We start from the raw sequence: 20,159 nt of genomic DNA, 5'->3' as shown, positions 1-20,159 counted from the left end.
ACGATGGTAGACGGCGGTGGGGCGCCCGACGGCGGGTCAGCGTCGGCCGACGTCGTCCGGGTCCGGGGTGCGGAACGGGGGCTCATCGGAGGAGGTCGGGTGGTCGGGGGTGTCCCCCGGTCCGGTGGGACCGTCGCCGTCCGCGGTGACGTCCGGGTCCTCGCCGCCGATGCCGAAGCCGGGGGCCGGATCGGGGGCGCCCGGGCCGGGGTCGGCGGCGGCGATGCTCTCGTCGCGGTGGGGCCGGGGCAGGAAGGGGAACTCGGTCACGGGCGTCTCCAGTCGCTGGGGTGGGCCTCGGCGGTGGCGCGGCCCGGTGGCCGTCCCGTCCGCCATGCCTGTCCGTCACGGCCACCGTACGACCGCTGGGTGAGCGCTGGGTGAGCGCGGCACGGTGCGGCGTCGGTGGGCCGACGTCGTCGGTCCCCGGACCCCCGCTCCCGCGCACGCCCGGTCCCTCGGCCACGAGAGACCCCGGGAGGAACCCGACGACCCCTCGGCCCCTGGGGAGCAGGACCTCGGTCCCGGTCCGCGGCGAGGTGACGGGTGCACGCTGGAGGCACGACGAGCACTCGCGGAAGAGGTGGGTCCCATGCGTACCGACGGTCCCGTGGTCATCGCGCTCGACGGGCTCGAGCACAGCAGGCACACGCTCGCGTGGGGGCTGGCCGAGGCGCAGCGGCGTGGAGCACCGGTGGTGCTGGCCCGGGCCTGGTTCGAGCCGCACCTGCAGTCGTCGTGGGGCTGGTACCCACCCGTGGACGATCTCGCCCTCGACACCGAGGCGCGCGAGTACCTGGCCCGGGAGGCCGCGCACGTCCGGGCGGCGATGCCGCGACTGGACGTCACGGCGCAGCTGCTGCACGGACCGGCGGTGCCTGCGCTGCAGGCGCTCAGCGAGGACGCGCAGCTGCTGGTCGTCGGTGCACGCCGGCCGGCCGGGCACGGCGGGCCGGGTCGGGTGAGCGGGCACCTCGCTGCGCACGCCCGCTGCCCCGTCGTCCTGGTCCGTGCCGCCGACGCGTCGCTGCGACCGGACGCTCCCGTGGTCGTCGGGGTCGACGGGTCGCCCTCGTCGCTCGCGGCGGCCGACCTCGCGGCGCGGGAGGCGGTCCTGCGCGACTGCCCGCTCGCGCTCGTGCACGTCCGGCCGACGATCGCCTCGCCGTACGGGCGCGGGTCCGTCGTCCTGCCGCCGCTGTCCGCGTGGGACACCGAGGACCCGGCGCACACCGCCGCCCAGGGGCTCGTCGACCGGCTGCGCGAGCGGCACCCGGGGCTGGACGCGCGCCTCGTGCTTATCGACGACGACCCGGCCCGCGCCCTCGCGGACCGCTCGCGCACCGCTGCACTGCTCGTGGTGGGATCCCGCGGCCTCGGGGCCTTCCGCGGGATGCTGCTGGGCGCGGTGAGCAACGACGTCGTCCGGTCCGCGCCCGGGACGGTGCTCGTCGTCCACGGGATGGAGCCCGCGGAGTCCCTCGCCGCCTGAGCGCGGCGCGCTGGGTCAGCCGCGTCGGCGGCGGATGGCGGCGGTCGCGCGGGGCAGCACCTCGGCCAGGTCCCCGACGATGCCCAGGTCGGCGACCTCGAAGATCGGCGCCTCGGGATCGCTGTTCACCGCGATGACGGTGCCGGCGGCGGTGAACCCGTTCGTGTGGTGCACCGCGCCGGACACGCCCGCGGCGACGAGCACGCGTGGCGCGACCGTGAGCCCGCTCTGGCCGATGAGTGTCGCCGGGTCGGACCACCCCTCGGTCACCGCGACGCCCGACGCACCGACCGCGCCACCGAGCGCGTCGGCGAGGTCCTCGAGCGGGCCGAAGTCTCCCCCGGTCCCGCGTCCGCCGACGACGACCACGGGGGCGACGCCCAGCGGCGGGCGTTCCCGGACGGCCACGGCGGTCCTCTCGACGAGGCGCCAGCCCGCCCGGTCGTCGGAGCCGGCGACGGGGGTTCCGTCGTGCCGGCACACCCGTGCGGGGACGGCGTCCGGTGCCGGTACGGGGTCGCCGGCACGAGGGACGACGGTCACGACGGCGACCCGACGCGTGACCTCGACCCGGACCGTCCACGCCCCGGAGAAGCTGCGGCGCAGCGCGACGGGGCGTCCGTCGGGACCGGCGTCCACCCGGACGGCACCGACGACCAGGCCCGCGCCCAGGCGGTGCGCGAGCAGGGCGGCGACCTCGCCGTTCGCCGCTCGGTCGGCGAGCAGCACGGTCGTGGCGTCGATCGTGCGGACGAGGTCGGCGAGCGCCGTGCATCCGTCCGGCAGGACGTGCACCGTTCCGGCGCCGTACCGGCCCGCCCGCTGCGCCGCGGCCTCGGGGTCGCCGTCAGTGCCGTTCGTGCCGGCCGTGCCGTTCGTGCCGGCCGTGCCGGCGAACCCGTCACCCCGCCCGACGACGGCGGCGTGCACCTCGCCGAGCGCCGCACCGGTGGACAGCAGCCGCGCGTCGTCGCGCTCGTCGGCGTGGTCGGGGCCGAGCACGACGAGCACGCGCCGCCGTCCGGTCGGGACCGGACCGGTGCAGGTCGCGGTCACGGCAGGACCCCGGTGCCGAGCAGGTAGTCCGCGAGGAGGTCGCCCGCGGTCCCGTCGTCGACGACGAGGACCCGGTCCACCGGTGGGCTGGGGGCCGCCTCGACGACCCGGGTGCGTGCCGCGGCCGGACCGACGCCGCCCGGGTCGAGCCCGAGGTCGGCCGGCCCCCACGTCTGCACCGGCGCCGACCGGGCCGCGCGGATCGCCGCCAGGCCGACCGGGCCGTCGTCGCTGCCGGTGTCGATGACGCTGACGACGGCGGACCCGTCCGTCTCGTCCACCCGGGACGTCCCCGCCGTCTCGCGCCGGACGCGCACCACGCCGTCGCGCAGCGCGACGTCCGTGGCCCCGGACGCGCAGGGCACGCCCAGCTCGGCCGCGAGCAGTACGGGGAGCACCGACGTGCGGGCGTCCTGCGATGCGGTCCCGGTGAGGACCAGCGCGCGGCCGTCCGGGGCGATCGCGCGGACCGCAGCGGCCAGGACGGCGGCGGTCGCGAAGACGTCGGACCCGGCGAGCGCGGGGTCGGTCACCAGCACGGCGCGGTCGGCGCCGAGCTGCAGGCCTCGCCGCAGGGCCCGCAGGGCGTGCGTCGGCCCCATGGTCAGCACGGTCACCCCGGGCCGTGCGCCGGGGCGCACGTCCGGGCGTACGCCGGGCCGTGCGTCCGCCGGCACCCCGGCCCGCTCGTCGTGCCTCGCCGCGAGCGCGACGGCGGCGCGGACCGCGGCCTCGTCGGCGCGGCCCAGGGTCGCGTCGTCCGCGGTGCGGTGCACCCGCCCGCCCGCGTCGTAGTGCGGTGCGGACATCTCGTCGGGCACCTGCTTGACGCAGACGACGATCCTCATGGTGCTCCCTGCGGTGTACGAAGCGCGGTGCGGCGTGCGTCAGACGCCGTCCGGTGTGCGGGCGGTGCGGCGGCCAGCATGCCCGATCCGCGGGCCCGGGTCTGGGCCGGAGGTCCCGCCGTCCCGCCGCTCCGGGCTGCGACGATGACGAGACCGTTACCCCCGGAGGTGCCCGTGCCCGCATTGACGATCGCCGCGATCGCCGAGCGCGCGCCGGGGGAACGTCGCGTCGCCCTCGTCCCCGAGGTGGTCGACCGGCTGCTCGCGCAGGGGCACGACGTCCTGGTCGAACGGGGCGCAGGCGCCGGTTCCTGGCACGCCGACGACGACTACCTCGCGGTCGGTGCGAAGGTCGGCACCCTGGACGACGTGCTCGCTGCCGACGTGGTGCTGGCGGTCCGCCGACCGCCGCCGGACGTCCTGGCACGGCTGCGGTCGGGGCAGGCGCTGGCCGGACTGCTCGACGCCCGCGGCGACCGCGCGGGGCTGACCGCAGCGGCGGACGCCGGCGTGCACGTGCTCAGCCTCGACCTCCTGCCCCGCACGCTCTCCCGGGCGCAGTCCATGGACGCCCTGACGTCGCAGGCCTCGGTGGCGGGGTACCGCGCCGTGCTGGTCGCGGCAGAGGCGTTCGGCCGCTTCATGCCGATGATGATCACCGCGGCGGGCACCGCCCGGCCGGCCGGCGTCCTCGTCATCGGAGCCGGGGTCGCCGGCCTCGCCGCGATCGGGACCGCTCGGCGGCTCGGGGCACTCGTCACGGGCTACGACGTGCGCCCCGAGGCGCGCGCGGACGTCGTGTCGCTGGGCGCGTCGTTCCTGGCCACGTCCGTCGACGCCGGCGACCCCGGGACCGGGTACGCACGCGAGCTCACGGCGCAGGAGTCCGACACGCAGCGCGCGGAGCTGGCCGCGGCCGTCCGGCGCGCGGACGTCGTCATCTCCACCGCCCAGGTGCCCGGTGGCACCCCGCCGGTGCTCGTGACCGCCTCGACCGTGGACGCGATGACACCCGGCTCGGTCCTCGTCGACCTCGCCGCGGGGCCGCGCGGGGGAACGTCGTCGGCAGCGTGCCGGACGAGCGCGTCGTGACCTCCCGGGGTGTGACGGTCATCGGCGCCGGCAACCTGCCGTCCGGCATGGCCGCCGCCGCCTCGGCGATGTACGCGCGCAACGTCGCAGCCCTCGTCGCAGCCGTCACCCACGACGGGATGCTCGACCTCGACCCTGCCGACGAGGTGGTCGACGCCGTGCTGGTCGGTCCTTCGGAGGGTCCCCGAGAACCGGCCGCGCCCGCGGTCGCTCCTTCGTCCCCCACCTCGGAGGACTCCCATGTCCGGTGAGCTGCTCGGCGACCTCAGCCTCTTCGTCCTCGCGCTGCTCGTCGGCTTCGAGGTCATCAGCCAGATCCCCGCGACCCTGCACACGCCGATGATGTCGGGCGCGAACTCCGTGCACGGGGTCGTGCTGGTCGGTGCCGTGCTCCTCGCCGGAGTCGCCGACTCCCCGACGGCCTACGTGCTGACCTTCCTCGCCGCCGCCTTCGCGGCGATGAACGTGGTCGGCGGCTACGTCGTCACCGACCGCATGCTCGGCATGTTCCGGGCACGTCCGCGTCCCGGGCCCGCGCCGCGCCCCGGGAGCGCCACCGACGCAGGTCAGGTCGCACCGTGAGCGACGTCGAAACCGTCGTCCGGCTCGTGTACCTCGCCGCCGCGGTGTGCTTCGTGCTGGGGCTGCACCTCATGCGGTCCCCTGTCACCGCCCGTCGCGGCAACGCCCTCTCCGCCGGTGGCATGGCCGCCGCCGTGCTCGCCACCGTCGTCCTCGTCGCCGACGGGGCCGGGCCCTTCGACGGCGTCTCGCCGTGGGCGTGGCTCGCCCTGGGTGCGGGAACCGCTGTCGGTGCCGGCGGTGGCCTGGTGTCGGCGCGCCGCGTCGAGATGACCGCGATGCCGCAGCTCGTGTCCCTCTTCAACGCCGTCGGCGGTGGCGCGGCCGCCGTGGTGGCCGTCGTCGAGTGGCTGCACCGCCACGGCGGGGGCACCCTGGGCGCCGGTGTCTCGGTGCCCGTCGCGCTCGACGTCCTCGTCGGATCCGTGACGTTCGCGGGGTCGCTCCTCGCGGCGGCGAAGCTCCAGGGCTGGGTGTCCGGTGCCCCGATCACGTTCACCGGGTCCCGTGCCGCCACGGTGGCGTGCACCGTGCTCGGGCTGGGCGCGGCGGCCTGGCTCGTCGCGGTCCCGTCGACGGTGGCGCTGCTGCTGACGGTGCTCGCCGCCCTCGCGTTCGGGGTCCTGATGGTCCTGCCCATCGGCGGCGCCGACATGCCGGTCGTCGTGTCGCTGCTCAATGCGTTCACCGGGATCGCCGTCGCGATGGCGGGGTTCGTCGTCGGCAACGACGTGATGATCATCGCCGGGGCGCTGGTCGGAGCCAGCGGTGCGATCCTCACCCAGCTCATGGCCGAGGCCATGAACCGCTCGGTCGTCGCCGTGCTCGTCGGCGGGTTCGGCACCGGCGACAGCGCGCAGGCGGGTGTCGCGTCGTCCGCCGCGGACGTGCGCCGGGTCGATGCGGACGATGTCGCCATCCAGCTCGCGTACGCGCGCACGGTCGTCATCGTCCCCGGCTACGGGCTCGCCGCGGCACAGGCGCAGCGCGAGTGCGGCGAGCTCGGCGCACTCCTGACCGCGCGCGGGATCACGGTCCTGTACGCCGTGCACCCGGTCGCCGGGCGCATGCCTGGGCACATGAACGTGCTGCTCGCCGAGGCGGACGTCCCCTACGCGCAGCTCGTCGAGATGGAGGAGGCCAACCCCGAGCTCGCGGGCTGCGACGTCGCCCTGGTGGTGGGCGCGAACGACGTGACCAATCCGGCGGCGCGGCGGCCCGGCAACCCGATCTCGGGGATGCCGATCCTCGATGTGGACCGTGCGAGGTCGGTCGTGGTGATCAAGCGGTCCCTCGGCCACGGGTATGCAGGGCTCGACAACGAGCTCTACGCGTTGCCGCAGACGGGCATGCTCTTCGCGGACGCCAAGGACGGACTCACCCGGGTGCTCGCGGCGGTCCGGACGACCGTCGCCTGAGCTCGGCGCCGGCGTCGACGCGGTGGGTCAGGCCTGGGCGTGGTCGGCGCCGCCCGCGCCCGTGTTGCTCGGGCAGTCGGGGTTCGGGCACCGGGTCTCGAGGTCCGGGTTCGGCTCCCCGGCGGGCCGGTCGGTCCCGGGCGCCCCCTCGTGCTCGGTGATCAGCATCTCGCCGCAGTACTGGCATCTGTCCATGCCCCCAGCATCGCGGACCCGGACGCGGGCGGCACCCCGGACGACGCCGGGGTGCCGCCGCTGCCGGGGATCAGCAGGATCGAACAGCGGCGCCGATCAGCGGCGCCGATCAGCGGCGCCGATCAGCGGCGCCGATCAGCGGCGCCGATCAGCGGCGCCGATCAGCGGCGCCGATCAGCGGCGGGAGGGCTCACGTCCCTCGACCCGGTCCCACCCGGGCCGGCTCTGCCGTGAGCCGAGCCGGTCGGACCGCGACCGGTAGACGACGTACGGGCGCCACAGGTACCCGAGCGGCGCACTGAAGACGTGCACGAGGCGCGTGAACGGCCACAGCGCGAAGAGGAGCATCGCGGTCATGCCGTGCAGCTGGAACCCGATCGGCGCCTCGGCCATGAGCTCGGGGTGCAGGTCGAACAGGAAGATCCCCCGGAACCACACCGAGACGCCGTCCCGGTAGTCGTAGTGGCCGCCCAGGTTGAGGATCGACCCGGCGACCGTGTTCCACATGCCGAGGAAGATCACGACGGCGAGGAACAGGTACATGACCTTGTCCATCTTCGTCGTCGCCCGGAACACCGGCCCGACGGTGCGGCGGCGGTAGATGAGCAGCACGAGGCCGAGCACCGTCCCGACGCCGGCGACCGTCCCGATGCTGATGGCGAGGAAGTGGTAGAGCTCGTCGCTCATGCCCACGGCCTCCGTCCAGGACTTGGGGATCCCCAGGCCCATGACGTGCCCGAGGAACACCGCGAGGATCCCGAAGTGGAACATGGGGCTCGCCCAGCGCAGCAGCCGCCGCTCGTAGAGCTGCGACGACCGCGTCGTCCACCCGAACTTGTCGTACCGGTACCGCCACACGTGCCCGAGGACGAAGAACGCGAGGCAGACGTACGGGATCACGACCCAGAGGACGATGTCGGTGGTCGTGGTCATCGGCGTGCTCCTGTCGTGGGCATGTACGACGGCGGGGCGAACGGCTCGAGGCCGACCTCCTCGCCCGGAGGTCCCTGGGCCGCGAGCCGGGCGACCGCCTCGCGGTCGGGGCCGGCCAGGGGTGGCAGGGTCGCGCACACGGCGACGACCGCGCCCGCGTACGGGGACCCGGCGTCCTGCAGCGCGAGGCGCAGCACCTCCAGCCCGGCGCGGTGGGCGAGCAGCAGCCGCAGCGCCGACTCCTGGGCGGCCGCGTCACCGGTCGCCCCGAACTCCAGCACGACCGCGAGGTGGTCGGGGAGCTCGTCGGCGGCGAGCTCGAACCCGGCGGCCGAGAAGGCCTGCTTGAACTCGACCAGCGCGACCCCGCGCTTCCGGGTGTCGCCGTACGCGTAGTAGGTCAGATAGAGCGACCGCCGCCGCGCGAGGTCGAACGTCCGCACGTACTCCGCCTCGAGCTCGGTCAGCGCGTGCTGCTCGAGGTGGTCGAGCACGCCCTCGAGCGGGACCCGCAGGTGCGCGGACCGGTCGCCGAGCACGCGTACCACGGCCCGGAGCCGGGGCAGGGACTCCAGGAGGTCCGCCGTCGGATAGTCGAGCAGCAGCGCCGCCACCCGGTGCACGACGGCGTGGTCACGGGTCGCCGCGCGCTGGGCCGCCTGACGCCGGGCGACGCGGTTCATGGTGCGACCCCGCCGTCGCGCCCGGGACCGGGGGCGTGTCCGGACCGGGACGGCCGGGGTCCGTCCCGGGACCCGGACCGGACCCGGTACCGGTCGGGCCGGGCGCGCTGCCGCCGATGGGCTGCGCGCGGTCGACCGCCGCGCTGTCGTCGCTCGCGGGCTCGCGCAGGTCGGCGCCGTCCGGGCCCGGACGCGGCGGGAACATCCCCGGCGGGGCGCCCTTGCCGTCCCAGTTGAGGAGGTTGACACGGGCCTTGCGTGTGCTGGGCTCGGCGACGGTGTCCGTCGTCTGCCGCTGCTGCAGCATGTGGAAGTTCTCCACCGCGATGGGGTCGTTGAGGTAGCCCTGCCCGGAGCCCTCCCCGAACGGGCCCGACCCGCCCATGCCCGGGCCGCCGTCGTAGTCGAGGCTGCACTCGGTGGCGAGCTCCTCCAGCCCGTGCGCCTGCTCGGCGTGCGCTGGCGGGATGACGTACCGCTCGTCGTACTTCGCGAGTGCGAGCAGGCGGTACATCTCGTACATGGTCGCCTCCTCCATCCCGACCGAGGCGGGGATCGCGGGGTTGCTCGGCCGGCCCAGGTTGAGGTCCCGCATGTACGACCGCATCGCGGCGAGCCGCTTGAGCACCGCGGTCACCGGCGCCGTGTCACCCGCGGTGAACAGCTCCGCGAGGTACTCCACCGGGATGCGCAGGGTGTCGATCGCGGCGAACAGGTTGCCCGAGTCCTCCGAGTCCTCCCCGGTCTCCCCCACCACGTCCACCACCGGCGAGAGCGGCGGGATGTACCAGACCATCGGCATCGTCCGGTACTCCGGGTGCAGCGGCAGCGCGACCTCGTACTTGTGGATGAGGGACCAGATCGGGGACCGCTGCGCGGCCTCGACCCAGTCGCGCGGGATGCCGGCGCGCTCCGCCTCGCGCTGCACCTCCGGGTCGTCCGGGTCGAGGAACACGCTGCGCTGAGCGGCGAGCAGCTTCGTCTCATCGGGCTCGCTCGCCGCGTCCAGCACCCGGTCGGCGTCGTACAGGACGAGGCCGATGTACCGCAGCCGCCCGACGCACGTCTCGGAGCAGACCGTCGGCAGCCCCACCTCGATGCGCGGGAAGCAGAACGTGCACTTCTCGGCCTTGCCGGTCCGGTGGTTGAAGTAGACCTTCTTGTACGGGCACCCGGTGACGCACTTGCGCCAGCCGCGGCACTTGTCCTGGTCGACGAGGACGATGCCGTCCTCGGAGCGCTTGTAGATCGCCCCCGACGGGCACGACGCCGCGCACGACGGGTTGAGGCAGTGCTCGCAGATGCGCGGCAGGTAGAACATGAACGTCTGCTCGAACTCGAGCTTCACCTTGTCGGACACCTTGGCCAGCACGGGGTCGGCCCGGGTGAGCTCGGGAGCACCGCCGAGGTCGTCGTCCCAGTTCGCGCTCCAGGTGACGTTCATGTCCTGGCCGCTGATGAGCGACTGCGGGCGGGCGACCGGGGTGTGCTCCTGCAGCGGGGCGTTCGTCAGGTTCTCGTAGTCGTAGGTCCACGGCTCGTAGTACTCGTCGAGCGACGGCATCTTCGGGCTGGCGAAGACCGTCAGCAGGTTCTTCAGGCGCCCGCCGGCCTTGAGCTGCAGGCGACCGCGCTTGCTCAGCGTCCAGCCGCCCTCCCACCTCGCCTGGTCCTCGTAGGTCCGCGGGTACCCCTGCCCGGGGCGGGTCTCGACGTTGTTGAACCAGACGTACTCGGTGCCGGTGCGGTTCGTCCACGCCTGCTTGCAGGTGACCGAGCACGTGTGGCACCCGATGCACTTGTCCAGGTTCATGACCATCGCCATCTGAGCCATCACACGCATCAGTACTGCACCTCCTGGCTACGACGACGGATGACGGTGACCTCGTCCCGCTGGTTGCCCGTGGGCCCGAGGTAGTTGAACGCGTAGGACAGCTGCGCGTACCCGCCGATGAGGTGGCTCGGCTTGATGAGGAGCCTGGTCAGCGAGTTGTGGATGCCGCCGCGCTTGCCGGTGACCTCGGTCCTCGGCACGTCGATGAGCCGGTCCTGCGCGTGGTACATGTACACCGTCCCCTCGGGCATGCGGTGGGAGACGATCGCGCGGGCCACCACGATGCCGTTGCGGTTGACCGCCTCGATCCAGTCGTTGTCCCGGATGCCGACCTTCGCGGCGTCGACGTCGCTGATCCACACCGACGGGCCGCCGCGCGAGAGCGACAGCATGAACAGGTTGTCCTGGTACTCGGAGTGGATGGACCACTTGTTGTGCGGGGTCAGGTACCGGACCGTCACCCCGAGCGTCCCGGTCCCGTCGACCTCGGCGGTGTCCCCGATCACGGTCTCGTCGAACAGCGCCTGCATGTTCAGCGGTGGCCGGAAGACCGGCAGCCCCTCCCCGATGTCGGTCATCCAGTCGTGGTCGAGGTAGAAGTGCTGGCGCCCGGTGAGCGTGTGCCACGGCTTGAGCCGCTCGACGTTGACGGTGAACGGCGAGTACCGGCGCCCGCCGTGCTCGGTCCCCGACCACTCCGGTGAGGTGATGACCGTCGTCGGTGCCGCCTGGGTGTCGGCGAAGGTGACCTGCTTGCCCTCGTGCTCGGCCGCGAGGTCGGCCATCTGCGTCCCGGTGCGCTTCTCCAGGGTGTGGAACCCCTGGACGGCGAGCCGGCCGTTGGTCGTGCCGGAGAGCGCGAGGATCGCCTCGCACACGTGGACGTCGCGGCTCAGCAGCGGGCGGCCGTCGGCCACGCTGCCGCGCTCCCCCGGGGCGACCCGCGCGATGCCGTTCTTGTGGCCCAGGTAGTCGATCTCCTTGCCGACGTCGAAGGTGACGCCCTTCGTCGTCAGGCCCAGGCGGTCGGCGAGCGGCCCGAGCGTGGCCAGCTTCGCGGCCACGGCGGCGTAGTCCCGCTCGACGACGACCAGCTTGGGCATCGTCCGGCCCGGGACGGGATCGCACTCCCCGCGCGCCAGTCCTGGACGCGCCCGTGCGGGTTGGCCATCTCGTCGGGGGTGTCGTGCGTGAGCGGGACGGCCACGACGTCCTGGCGCGTCCCGAGGTGGGTCTCGGCCAGGCGGCTGAACACGCGCGCGAGGGTGTGGAAGATGTCGAAGTCGGTCCGGGTCTGCCACGGCGGCGCGATGGCCGGGCTGAACGAGTTGACGAACGGGTGCATGTCCGTGGTGTTGAGGTCGTGCTTCTCGTACCAGGTCGCGGCCGGCAGGACGACGTCGGAGTAGATCGTCGTGCTCGTCATCCGGAAGTCGAGCGACAGCAGCAGGTCGAGCTTCCCGGTGGGTGCCTCGTCGTGCCAGACGACGTCGCGCGGCCGGGTCCCCTCGGGCGCCTCGGTCGCGCGCAGGTTGGAGTCGGCGCCGAGCAGGTGGTGCAGGAAGTACTCGTTGCCCTTGCCGGACGACCCCAGCAGGTTCGCGCGCCAGACCGTCAGCACGCGGGGGAAGTTCTCCGGCGCGTCCGGGTCCTCGGCCGCGAAGCGCAGCCGGCCCTCCTTCAGCTCGCGCGGGACGTACTCGCCCACCGGGAGCCCGGCCGCCGCGGCGTCGTCGGCCACCTGCAGGGGGCTGCGGTCCCAGGTCGGGTACGACGGCATCCAGCCCATCCGTGCGGACTGGGCGATGACGTCCGCGGTGGTCTTGCCCGCGAGCGCCCCGGTCCCGGGGGTCGCGGCCGACAGGGTGTCCGCGCCGAACGCGTCGTACCGGAACTGGTTCGTGTGCAGGTACCAGTACGCGGTCTGGATCATCGTGCGCGGCGGCCGCGCCCAGTCGTTCGCGGTCGCGTACATCTGCTGGCCCGTCACGGGGCGGACCTTCTCCTGGCCGACGTAGTGCGCCCAGCCGCCGCCGTTGACGCCCTGGCAGCCGGTGAGCGTGGTCAGGGTGAGGAACGCGCGGTAGATCGTGTCGGAGTGGAACCAGTGGTTGGTGCCGGCCCCCATGAGGATCATCGACCGGCCGCGTGACTCCTCGGCGTTCGCGGCGAACTCCCGGCCGATCCGCTCGGCCTTGGCTGCCGGCACGCCGGTGAACTGCTCCTGCCACGCGGGCGTGCACGGCTCCGACGCGTCGTCGTAGCCGGTGGGCCACTGGCCGGGCAGCCCCGGGCGGGCCACCCCGTACTGCGCCAGGAGCAGGTCCATGACCGTGGTGACGAGGTGGTCCCCCACCCGGCGGACCGGGACGCCGCGCCGGCTCGTCCCGGCGGTGCCGTCGAGGGTGTCGAAGCGCGGCAGGTCGACGAGCACCGACTCGCCCTGCCCGGCCGTCGCGGGGTCCGGGCCGCCCGCGCTCAGCAGCGGGTCGACGTCCCCGAGGTCGAGGTTCCAGCGGCCGGCGCCGGCCTCGCCGTAGTGGTGCCCCAGCGACCCACCCGGCACCACCGGCTTGCCGGTGCCGGCGTCGATGAGGACGGTCTTGAACGCGGCGTTCTCGCTGCTCGCCTCCCGCCCGGGGAGGTCCTCCGCGGTGAGGAACTTCCCCGGCACCCAGCGGCCGTCCTGCTCCTCGACCTTGACGAGGAACGGCAGGTCCGTGAACCGCTTGACGTAGTCGGTGAAGTACGGGACCTGCCGGTCGACGAAGAACTCCTTCAGCGTGACGTGGCCCATGGCCATGGCCAGGGCGCCGTCGGTCCCGGGCTGCACGGCGAGCCACTCGTCGGCGAACTTGACGTTGTCGGCGTAGTCCGGGGAGACGGCGACGACCTTCTGCCCGCGGTAGCGCGCCTCCGCCATCCAGTGCGCGTCGGGCGTCCGGGTCACCGGCAGGTTGGAGCCCCACATGATGAGGTAGCCCGCGTCCCACCAGTCCCCGGACTCCGGGACGTCCGTCTGGTCGCCGAACACCTGCGGCGAGGCGACCGGGAGGTCGGCGTACCAGTCGTAGAAGGAGAGCATCGGGGCGCCGAGGAGCGCGTGGTACCGGGCTCCGGCGCCGTGCGACACCATCGACATGGCGGGGATCGGCGAGAACCCGGCGATGCGGTCGGGGCCGTAACGACGGATCGTGTGGACCTGGGCTGCGGCGACCATCTCGGTCGCCTCCTCCCACGTGGTCCGCACGAGGCCGCCCTTGCCGCGGGCCCGCTTGTAGCGGCGGGACCTCTCCGGGTCGTCGACGATGCTGGCCCACGCCTCGACCGGGTCACCGAGCCGCGCGCGCGCCTCGCGGTACATCTCGAGCAGCAGCCCGCGCGCGTAGGGGTACCGGATGCGGGTGGGCGAGTACGTGTACCAGCTGAACGCCGCACCGCGGGGGCAGCCGCGCGGCTCGTACTCGGGGCTGTCCGGGCCGACCGACGGGTAGTCGGTCTGCTGGGACTCCCACGTGATGATCCCGTCCTTGACGTAGACCTTCCACGAGCACGAGCCGGTGCAGTTCACGCCGTGCGTGGACCGCACGACCTTGTCGTGGCTCCACCGGTCCCGGTAGAAGGTGTCCGCGTCGCGACCACCGATCTGGTGCAGGGTCCGCAGGTCCCCCGACACCTCCTTCTTCTGGAAGTACCGCCGCGTCCGGAGCAGCGCCTCCGTGAGGTCACCGTCCATCCCGGGGCTGGAGCGGGGCGGGTCGTCCTGGAGTGTCACGAGCGCGGTCCTCTCGGTGTCGAGCGGGGGCGGGCGGCGTGCGGGTCGTGCGGTGCTGCGGTGCGCGGGTGGCGCGGTGTGCGGGTGGCGTGGTGTGCGGGTCGTGCGGTCGGGGTCGAGGGTCAGGTGGGACGGGCGGAGCGGCGTACGGGTCCGCGGGTGAACAGGGCGGTCAGCAGGCAGACGACGGCGAGGAGGGCCAGGCCCAGGCTGTAGTCGCCGACGACGTCGAAGACGGCTCCCATGACCAGCGGCGGGACGAACCCGCCCAACCCGCCAGCGGCTCCCACGAGGCCGGTGACGGCCCCCACCTTCTCGGGCGGGGCGAGCAGGGCCACGAGCGCGAAGGTGGCCCCCGACGACGCCCCGAGCAGCGCGGCAAGGCCCAGGAACGCGACGGTCCCGGCCGGCAGCAGCTCAAGCTCGAGCGCCGCGAGTCCGGCCAGGACGGCGGAGCCCGCGAAGCACGCCACGAGCACGACGACCGGGTCGAAGCGGTCCGAGAGCCAGCCGCCGACGGGGCGCATCGCGACGGCGAGCACGACGAACCCGGCCGTGCGCAGCGCGGCGTCCTCCCGGCCCAGGTCGTAGGCGTTGATGAGGTAGGTGGGGAGGTAGACGCTGAACGCGACGAACCCACCGAAGCCGACCGCGTAGAGCAGGGCGAGCTGCCCCGTCGCGGGGAGGCGCGCGGTCGCCCACGTCCGGGCGAGGAACGAGCCCTGCGGCGCGGTCCGGCCGGGGGCGTCGCGCAGGAGGAGGGCCGCCGCGACCGCGAACACGACGAGGACGGCGGCGACGATGAGGAAGGGCGCCGTCGGGCCGACGGAGTCGGTGAGCCGCACGGTGGTGAAGGCGGAGATCGCCGTGCCGCCCATGCCGATCCCGAAGATGCCGAGGGCCGTCCCTCGGCGGGCCGGTGGGTACCACGCGTTGACCAGCGGGACGCCGATCGCGAACGTGGTGCCGCCCAGCCCCAGGAAGAAGCCACCGACGAGCATCGCCGCGTAGCTCTCCGCGACGAGCCCGACGAACAGCACCGGGAGGACGGTCAGCAGGCTGACCACGGGGAACATGATGCGGGCACCGATCCGGTCGGTCAGCGCTCCCACCGGGATGCGGCCGAGCGAGCCGACCACGACGGGGACGGCCACGAGGACCGACTGCTGGAAGCCGGTGAGGTCCAGCTGGTCGCGGTACGCGGCGCCGAGCGGGCTGATCAGCGCCCAGGCCCAGAAGTTGATGCCGAAGCCGACCGTCGCGAGCGCCAGCATGCGTCCCGGCGTACCGCCCGCGGGACTGGGCGTCGCGGTGCCCGCGACCGTGGTCCGTGCGTCCCCCTGCTGCCGCGCCATCGCGGGCCCTCCTCGTCTGGCGGTTTCAACCGTGCGGATGAGATCAGCGAGTCCGGTGACCGTAGCAGTGGGTCAAGGAACCGTCTCGGGATCGCCAGGATCGGCGCGTCGACGTCTCGCCAGGCGTCCGTGAGCGCCCCGCACAGCCTGGGGCACCCTCGAGGGGCACGGCCGGGACCTTGTTCCCAGTTCTCGGATCCCAGGTCCCAGGTCCCCGTGGTCAGATCCACGCCCGATTTTCCGGGCCGTGCGTCGCCGGGCGCGGTGGCGGGCGTCCCGGGCCGGCGCAGCGCGTAGCGTGGCGCGGGTGAGCACCGACACCACAGCGCACCGGACGGGGCGCACGTCCGCCCGGGCGGCGGTCATCGTCGCCTCGGACCGGTGTGCCCGCGGTCAGGCGGACGACCGTTCCGGCCCGCGTGCCGTCGAGGCCCTGCGCGCCGCCGGCTTGGAGGTCGGGCGGGTGCGGATCGTCTCGGACGGCGTGGAGTCCGTGTCCGCCGCGCTGCGCGAGGCCCTGGCCGACGGCGCACGCGTCGTCGTCACGAGCGGCGGTACCGGTGTCGGGCCACGCGACCGGACCCCGGAGGCGACGCGGACGGTGGTCGACCGCGAGCTGCCCGGTCTCGCCGAGGCGCTGCGGCGCACCGGCGAGCAGTACGTCGCCACCGCGGTGCTGTCCCGCGGGGTCGCCGGCGTGACGGACGCCGGCGCCGTCGTCGTGAACCTTCCCGGCTCCCCCGGCGGCGTCACGGACGGCCTCGCCGTGCTGCTGCCGCTGCTCCCCCACCTGCTCGACCAGCTCACCGGCGGTGACCACGGATGACCCTCGCCCAGCTCACGGACGCACCTCTCGACCTCGCCGCGCACGTCGCCGCGGTGAGCGGCCCGCGGGTCGGCGCAGTCGCCACGTTCCTCGGGACGGTGCGCGACCACGACCCCTCGGTCGACGGCGACGTCGTCGGCCTCGACTACTCCGCGCACCCCGATGCCGGCGACGTCCTGCACCGCCTCGCCGACGCCGCCGCGTGTACCGACGGTGTGCTCGGGGTCGCGGTGAGCCACCGGACCGGGATGCTCGGGGTCGGTGAGGCGGCGATCGTGGCCGCCGTCGCGTCGGCGCACCGGGCACTCGCGTTCGACGTGTGCCGCGACCTCGTCGAGACGGTCAAGGCCGAGCTGCCGGTCTGGAAGCGCGAGGTCCTGCGCGACGGGTCGCACGTGTGGGTGGGGCTGTGAGCGCCGGGCCCGCGGCGACCGGCAGCCCGGGCGGTCTGGTCGACCGCTTCGGTCGCGTCCACCGCGACCTGCGCATCTCGCTGACCGATCGCTGCTCGCTGCGGTGCACCTACTGCATGCCCGCCGAGGGCGTCCCGTGGCTCGCCGGCTCGACGATGCTCAGCACCGACGAGCTCGTCAGGGTCGCGGGCGTGGCGGTCGATCTGGGTGTGACGGAGATCCGGCTCACCGGCGGCGAGCCGCTGCTGCGCCCGGACGTGGTCGACGTCGTGCGACGGATGGCGGCCCTCGAGGGCCCGGCGGCTCGCCCGAGGTGTCGCTGACCACCAACGCCCTGCGGTTGCCGGCACTCGCCGCACCGCTGCGGGACGCGGGGCTCGCGCGGGTCAACATCAGCATCGACACGCTGGACCGGGACAAGTTCCGACAGCTGACCCGACGTGACCGGCTCGTCGACACCCTCGCCGGGATCGCGGCCGCCAAGGCGGCCGGGTTCACGCCGATCAAGCTCAACGCCGTCGCGATGCGGGGTGTCAACGACGACGAGATGGTCGACCTCGTCCGGTACGCCGTCGACGGCGGCTACGAGATGCGCTTCATCGAGCAGATGCCGCTCGACGCCGGGCACACCTGGGAGCGCACCACGATGGTCACCCAGGCCGAGGTGCTCGCGTCGCTGCGCACCGCGTTCACCCTCACCGAGGTGCCGGGGCGCGGGTCCGCCCCGGCCGAGCTCTGGTACGTGGACGGCGGCCCCGCGACGGTCGGCGTGATCGCGTCCGTCACCGCGCCGTTCTGCGGCGCGTGCGACCGGGTCCGGCTCACCGCCGACGGGCAGCTGCGCTCGTGCCTGTTCGCGCAGACGGAGACCGACCTGCGGACGCTCCTGCGCGCGGACGCCGACGACGACGCCCTGGCCGAGGCCTTCCGGGCGTGCCTGGCGGGCAAGAAGGCCGGGCACGACATCGACGACCCGACATTCCTGCAGCCGCGCCGTCCGATGAGCGCGATCGGTGGCTGACCGGAGCCGTGCGGCGGCGCGTGCCGTCGTCAGGTGCCGGCCTGCGCGACGCCGCGGTAGCTCCCGCCCACGGTGACCTGGGCGTCGGCTCGCAGGACGGCCCGGGCGTCGTCGCCCCGCAGCGTGACCAGGGCGTCGATCTCCCCTCCGACGCGCGTGACACCGGCGTAGCGCAGCGTGCCGCTGGTCGGGATCCCCCGGACCTCCCCGGTGAAGTCGCCGTGGAACCGGAAGACGTCGGCATAGGTCCCGGGCGGGGTCGCCAGCGCCTCGGCGCACGGCGCGAAGACCAGGGCCGTCGTGGTGCCGTCGGCGACCCCCGCCACCGTGCCGGAGAACGTGAGGACGCCGTCGACGGTGAACTCGCACCGCCGGGGACCGACGTCACGTGCCTGCAGCGACGTGAAGTCGACCGCGGCCACGAAGTCGCCCGCGGCGTACCCGGCGCCACCGCGCGCGGGATGTGCGTCCGGTGCGCCGGGCGCTGCCACGGCGGGGTCGGGACGAGCAGGGTGAGCGCCGCCGCGCAGCCGGCGACGGCACGGCGGACAGAGGTGCGAGGCATGAGCGGATCCTTCCGGGACCACGCGGCCGTCAGGAGGGCGGTCGCGCACGGGAGGCCGTCGGTGACCTCTCCAGTCTGGCAGCGGCCGGGCTCCGGCGACAGGACCCGTGCAGCACCCGAGCCCGACCGGTCGCGTCACCGGTCCCGAGCGGAGTCGTCCGAGGAGCCGAGCGGCCGGATCAGGAAGCAGTCGGGGAAGCGTGTCGTGGCGACCGTCCAGCGTCCCGGCCGGCGCGTGCGGCGGTGAGGCCGAGCATCGACGTGCGTCGCACCTCCCACCGGCCCGCGGTGCGGACGACGGCGTGCTTCCCGTGCCGTGAGGCGACGGGGCGCCACCCGGCCCGTCCCGCGAGCCGGAGCAGCTCCACCTCCTCGGCGCGCGTCACCGGGCCGAGGAGGCGTTCTGCTCGCCACTCAGTCCGTCGCCGTCGCCGCGAGCGCCGACCTGCTCCGCGACGAGCCGGGAGATCGACACCTCGAGCGGGTCCGCCGACGGCTCGGTCACCTGAGGTCGTGGCGGTCGGGGCGCCATGCGCGACCTTCCGCCCTGTTCGCCCCCGCGGTGCGCCGCTGACTGAGCACGGCGATGCACCGGGCGATCAGGGCTCCGGCGGCGCCGCTCGGGTCAGGCCATGTCCTCGAGCTGTCGACCCTTGGTCTCCGGCACGAACTTCGCCACGAACAGCAGGGACAGGAACGCGAACAGCGTGTAGAAGCCGTAGGCGAAGGACAGCCCGACCTCGGCCATGGCCGGGAACGACGTCGAGATCGCGAAGTTGGCGAGCCACTGCGCGGCTGCGGCCAGGCCGAGCGCCGTCCCGCGGATGCGGTTGTTGAACATCTCGCCGAGGAGCACCCAGACGGCCGGGCCCCAGGACACGCCGAAGAAGACGACGAAGCCGTTCGCCGCGATGAGCGCGATGACGCCCGCGGTGTCACCGAGGACCGGCTCGAGCACGCCCTCGGCGTTCTCCACCAGCTCCGCGGTGCTGAACACGAACGCGAGGACGCCGAGCATGATGAACATGCCGGCGGAGCCGACGAGCAGCAGCTTGCGGCGGCCGACCTTGTCGATCAGCGAGATCGCGACCAGCGTGACGACGATGTTCGTCACCGAGGTGATGACGGTCTGGGTCAGGGCGTCGGCCTCGGTGAACCCGACCGACCGCCAGAGCGTCGTCGAGTAGTAGAAGATGACGTTGATCCCGACGAACTGCTGGAACACCGACAGCGCGATGCCGATCCACACGATCGGCAGCAGCCCGCCGCCGCCCTGCTTGCGCAGGTCCGCGAACGAGGTGCGGGACTCGAGCTTGACGGTCCGGCGGATCTCCTCGATCCGCTCCCGCACCCCGGTGATGAGCACCTGGCCCAGGACGGCCCGCGCACGTTCGGGGTCGCCCTTGGCCACGAGGTAGCGGGGCGACTCGGGGATCTGCAGGGACAGGATCCCGTACGCCAGCGCGGGGACGATCTCGGCGAGGAACATCCAGCGCCATGCCTCGAGCCCGAGCCACAGCTCCTCCGCGGCACCGCCGGCGAGAGCGGCGAGCAGCGCGTCGGACAGCAGTGCGACGAAGATGCCGGTGACGATCGCGAGCTGCTGGAGCGAGCCGAGCCGCCCCCGGACGGCGGCCGGCGAGATCTCCGCGATGTACGCCGGGGCGATGACCGACGCCGCGCCGACGCCGATGCCGCCGATCACGCGCCACGCGATGAGGTCGACCGGCCCGACCGACAGCCCGGACCCGATCGCACTGATGAGGAAGAGGACGGCGGCGAGGACCATGACGCGGATGCGTCCCACGCGGTCCGCAAGACGCCCGGCGAGGTACGCGCCGGCGATGCAGCCGAGCAGCGCCGATGAGACGACGAAGCCGGTCAGGCCGGCCCCCATGGCGAACTCGTCACGCACGGCGTCGACGGCGCCGTTGATGACGGCGGTGTCGAACCCGAACAGGAACCCGCCGAGCGCGGCCACCGTGGCCAGCATGACGACCCGTCCGGTGTGGAACTGCTCGGTGGGCGTGGCGGCGGCGGTCATCGGATCTCCTCGGTCGGCGGGGCCCCT

The 20,159-nt window shown here is 73.9% G+C and carries 16 protein-coding genes and 3 pseudogenes; 7 read left to right on the top strand and 12 right to left on the bottom strand.

Annotation, left to right across the window (positions count from 1 at the left end):
* Positions 1 to 36: 36 nt before the first annotated feature.
* Positions 37 to 270 carry a hypothetical protein gene (locus tag REH70_RS09250; RefSeq protein WP_310753886.1) on the bottom strand — a complete coding sequence of 78 codons (234 nt, stop codon included), beginning with the start codon at positions 268 to 270 and terminating at the stop codon, positions 37 to 39.
* A 322-nt stretch (positions 271 to 592) separates the two neighbouring features.
* Between REH70_RS09250 and REH70_RS09245 the strand changes: the two genes are divergently transcribed.
* Positions 593 to 1,492 (top strand): universal stress protein, encoded by a 900-nt coding sequence (locus REH70_RS09245; RefSeq protein ID WP_310753885.1) that lies wholly within the window; start codon positions 593 to 595, stop codon positions 1,490 to 1,492.
* Between the two features lie 15 nt (positions 1,493 to 1,507).
* On the opposite strand, the gene REH70_RS09240 is transcribed toward REH70_RS09245, so the two are convergent.
* Both REH70_RS09240 and REH70_RS09235 read right to left on the bottom strand, forming a co-directional pair.
* The gene (locus REH70_RS09240; protein ID WP_310753884.1) at positions 1,508 to 2,548 is read right to left on the bottom strand and encodes an FAD-binding protein; all 1,041 of its coding nucleotides are present in this window, start codon (positions 2,546 to 2,548) and stop codon (positions 1,508 to 1,510) included.
* Positions 2,545 to 3,396 (bottom strand): electron transfer flavoprotein subunit beta, encoded by an 852-nt coding sequence (locus REH70_RS09235; protein WP_310753882.1) that lies wholly within the window; start codon positions 3,394 to 3,396, stop codon positions 2,545 to 2,547. The genes REH70_RS09240 and REH70_RS09235 overlap by 4 nt, the downstream gene beginning before the upstream one ends.
* A gap of 78 nt (positions 3,397 to 3,474) precedes the next feature.
* Between REH70_RS09235 and REH70_RS09230 the strand changes: the two are divergent.
* From REH70_RS09230 to REH70_RS09215, 3 genes and pseudogenes are all read left to right on the top strand, one after another.
* Positions 3,475 to 4,739: pseudogene (locus REH70_RS09230) on the top strand (NAD(P)(+) transhydrogenase (Re/Si-specific) subunit alpha).
* Entirely contained in the window at positions 4,729 to 5,070 is a 342-nt protein-coding gene (locus REH70_RS09220; RefSeq protein ID WP_310753878.1) for an NAD(P) transhydrogenase subunit alpha, read from the top strand. Before REH70_RS09230 ends, REH70_RS09220 begins: the two are co-directional and overlap by 11 nt.
* On the top strand, positions 5,067 to 6,488 hold the full coding sequence (locus REH70_RS09215; RefSeq protein ID WP_310753877.1) for an NAD(P)(+) transhydrogenase (Re/Si-specific) subunit beta: 1,422 nt from the start codon (positions 5,067 to 5,069) through the stop codon (positions 6,486 to 6,488). The genes REH70_RS09220 and REH70_RS09215 overlap by 4 nt, the downstream gene beginning before the upstream one ends.
* A 27-nt stretch (positions 6,489 to 6,515) precedes the next feature.
* On the opposite strand, the gene REH70_RS09210 is transcribed toward REH70_RS09215, so the two are convergent.
* From REH70_RS09210 to REH70_RS09185, 6 genes and pseudogenes are all read right to left on the bottom strand, one after another.
* The gene (locus tag REH70_RS09210; RefSeq protein WP_310753876.1) at positions 6,516 to 6,683 is read right to left on the bottom strand and encodes a hypothetical protein; all 168 of its coding nucleotides are present in this window, start codon (positions 6,681 to 6,683) and stop codon (positions 6,516 to 6,518) included.
* A gap of 174 nt (positions 6,684 to 6,857) precedes the next feature.
* Complete coding sequence (gene narI, locus REH70_RS09205; protein ID WP_310753875.1) at positions 6,858 to 7,616, bottom strand: respiratory nitrate reductase subunit gamma; 759 nt, start codon at positions 7,614 to 7,616, stop codon at positions 6,858 to 6,860.
* Positions 7,613 to 8,299, bottom strand: a complete 687-nt coding sequence (gene narJ, locus REH70_RS09200) for a nitrate reductase molybdenum cofactor assembly chaperone (protein ID WP_310753874.1) — start codon at positions 8,297 to 8,299, stop codon at positions 7,613 to 7,615. Before narJ ends, narI begins: the two co-directional genes overlap by 4 nt.
* Positions 8,250 to 10,142, bottom strand: a complete 1,893-nt coding sequence (gene narH / locus REH70_RS09195) for a nitrate reductase subunit beta (protein ID WP_310753872.1) — start codon at positions 10,140 to 10,142, stop codon at positions 8,250 to 8,252. Before narH ends, narJ begins: the two co-directional genes overlap by 50 nt.
* Positions 10,142 to 13,869: pseudogene (locus REH70_RS09190) on the bottom strand (nitrate reductase subunit alpha). The gene narH and the pseudogene REH70_RS09190 overlap by 1 nt, the downstream one beginning before the upstream one ends.
* A gap of 161 nt (positions 13,870 to 14,030) precedes the next feature.
* Positions 14,031 to 15,182, bottom strand: coding sequence for an MFS transporter (locus tag REH70_RS09185; protein WP_310753871.1), 1,152 nt, complete (start codon positions 15,180 to 15,182; stop codon positions 14,031 to 14,033).
* A 388-nt stretch (positions 15,183 to 15,570) separates the two neighbouring features.
* Here REH70_RS09185 and REH70_RS09180 point away from each other — a divergent pair, with 388 nt between their 5' ends.
* The 3 genes and pseudogenes from REH70_RS09180 to moaA all read left to right on the top strand — a co-directional run bounded on the left by REH70_RS09180 (position 15,571) and on the right by moaA (position 17,523).
* Positions 15,571 to 16,089: a MogA/MoaB family molybdenum cofactor biosynthesis protein gene (locus REH70_RS09180; RefSeq protein ID WP_310753869.1), complete on the top strand. Its 519-nt coding sequence runs from the start codon at positions 15,571 to 15,573 to the stop codon at positions 16,087 to 16,089.
* Entirely contained in the window at positions 16,086 to 16,502 is a 417-nt protein-coding gene (locus tag REH70_RS09175; protein ID WP_310753868.1) for a molybdenum cofactor biosynthesis protein MoaE, read from the top strand. Before REH70_RS09180 ends, REH70_RS09175 begins: the two co-directional genes overlap by 4 nt.
* Positions 16,487 to 17,523, top strand: a pseudogene (moaA, locus tag REH70_RS09170) (GTP 3',8-cyclase MoaA). Before REH70_RS09175 ends, moaA begins: the two are co-directional and overlap by 16 nt.
* A 29-nt stretch (positions 17,524 to 17,552) precedes the next feature.
* Here the strand turns inward: moaA and REH70_RS09165 are convergent.
* The 3 genes from REH70_RS09165 to REH70_RS09155 all read right to left on the bottom strand — a co-directional run bounded on the left by REH70_RS09165 (position 17,553) and on the right by REH70_RS09155 (position 20,132).
* Complete coding sequence (locus REH70_RS09165) at positions 17,553 to 18,014, bottom strand: hypothetical protein (protein WP_310753866.1); 462 nt, start codon at positions 18,012 to 18,014, stop codon at positions 17,553 to 17,555.
* Between the two features lie 456 nt (positions 18,015 to 18,470).
* Positions 18,471 to 18,593: a hypothetical protein gene (locus tag REH70_RS09160; RefSeq protein WP_310753864.1), complete on the bottom strand. Its 123-nt coding sequence runs from the start codon at positions 18,591 to 18,593 to the stop codon at positions 18,471 to 18,473.
* 120 nt (positions 18,594 to 18,713) lie between these two features.
* A complete protein-coding gene (locus REH70_RS09155) occupies positions 18,714 to 20,132 on the bottom strand; it encodes a sugar porter family MFS transporter (RefSeq protein WP_310753862.1) in 1,419 nt (472 codons plus the stop codon).
* Between the last annotated feature and the right edge of the window lie 27 nt (positions 20,133 to 20,159).

Source organism: Cellulomonas sp. ATA003, from assembly GCF_031582905.1.
Taxonomy (GTDB): domain Bacteria; phylum Actinomycetota; class Actinomycetes; order Actinomycetales; family Cellulomonadaceae; genus Pengzhenrongella.
Note: the sequence above shows the minus strand (reverse complement) of the source record. Positions and strands in the feature narration are given on the sequence as shown.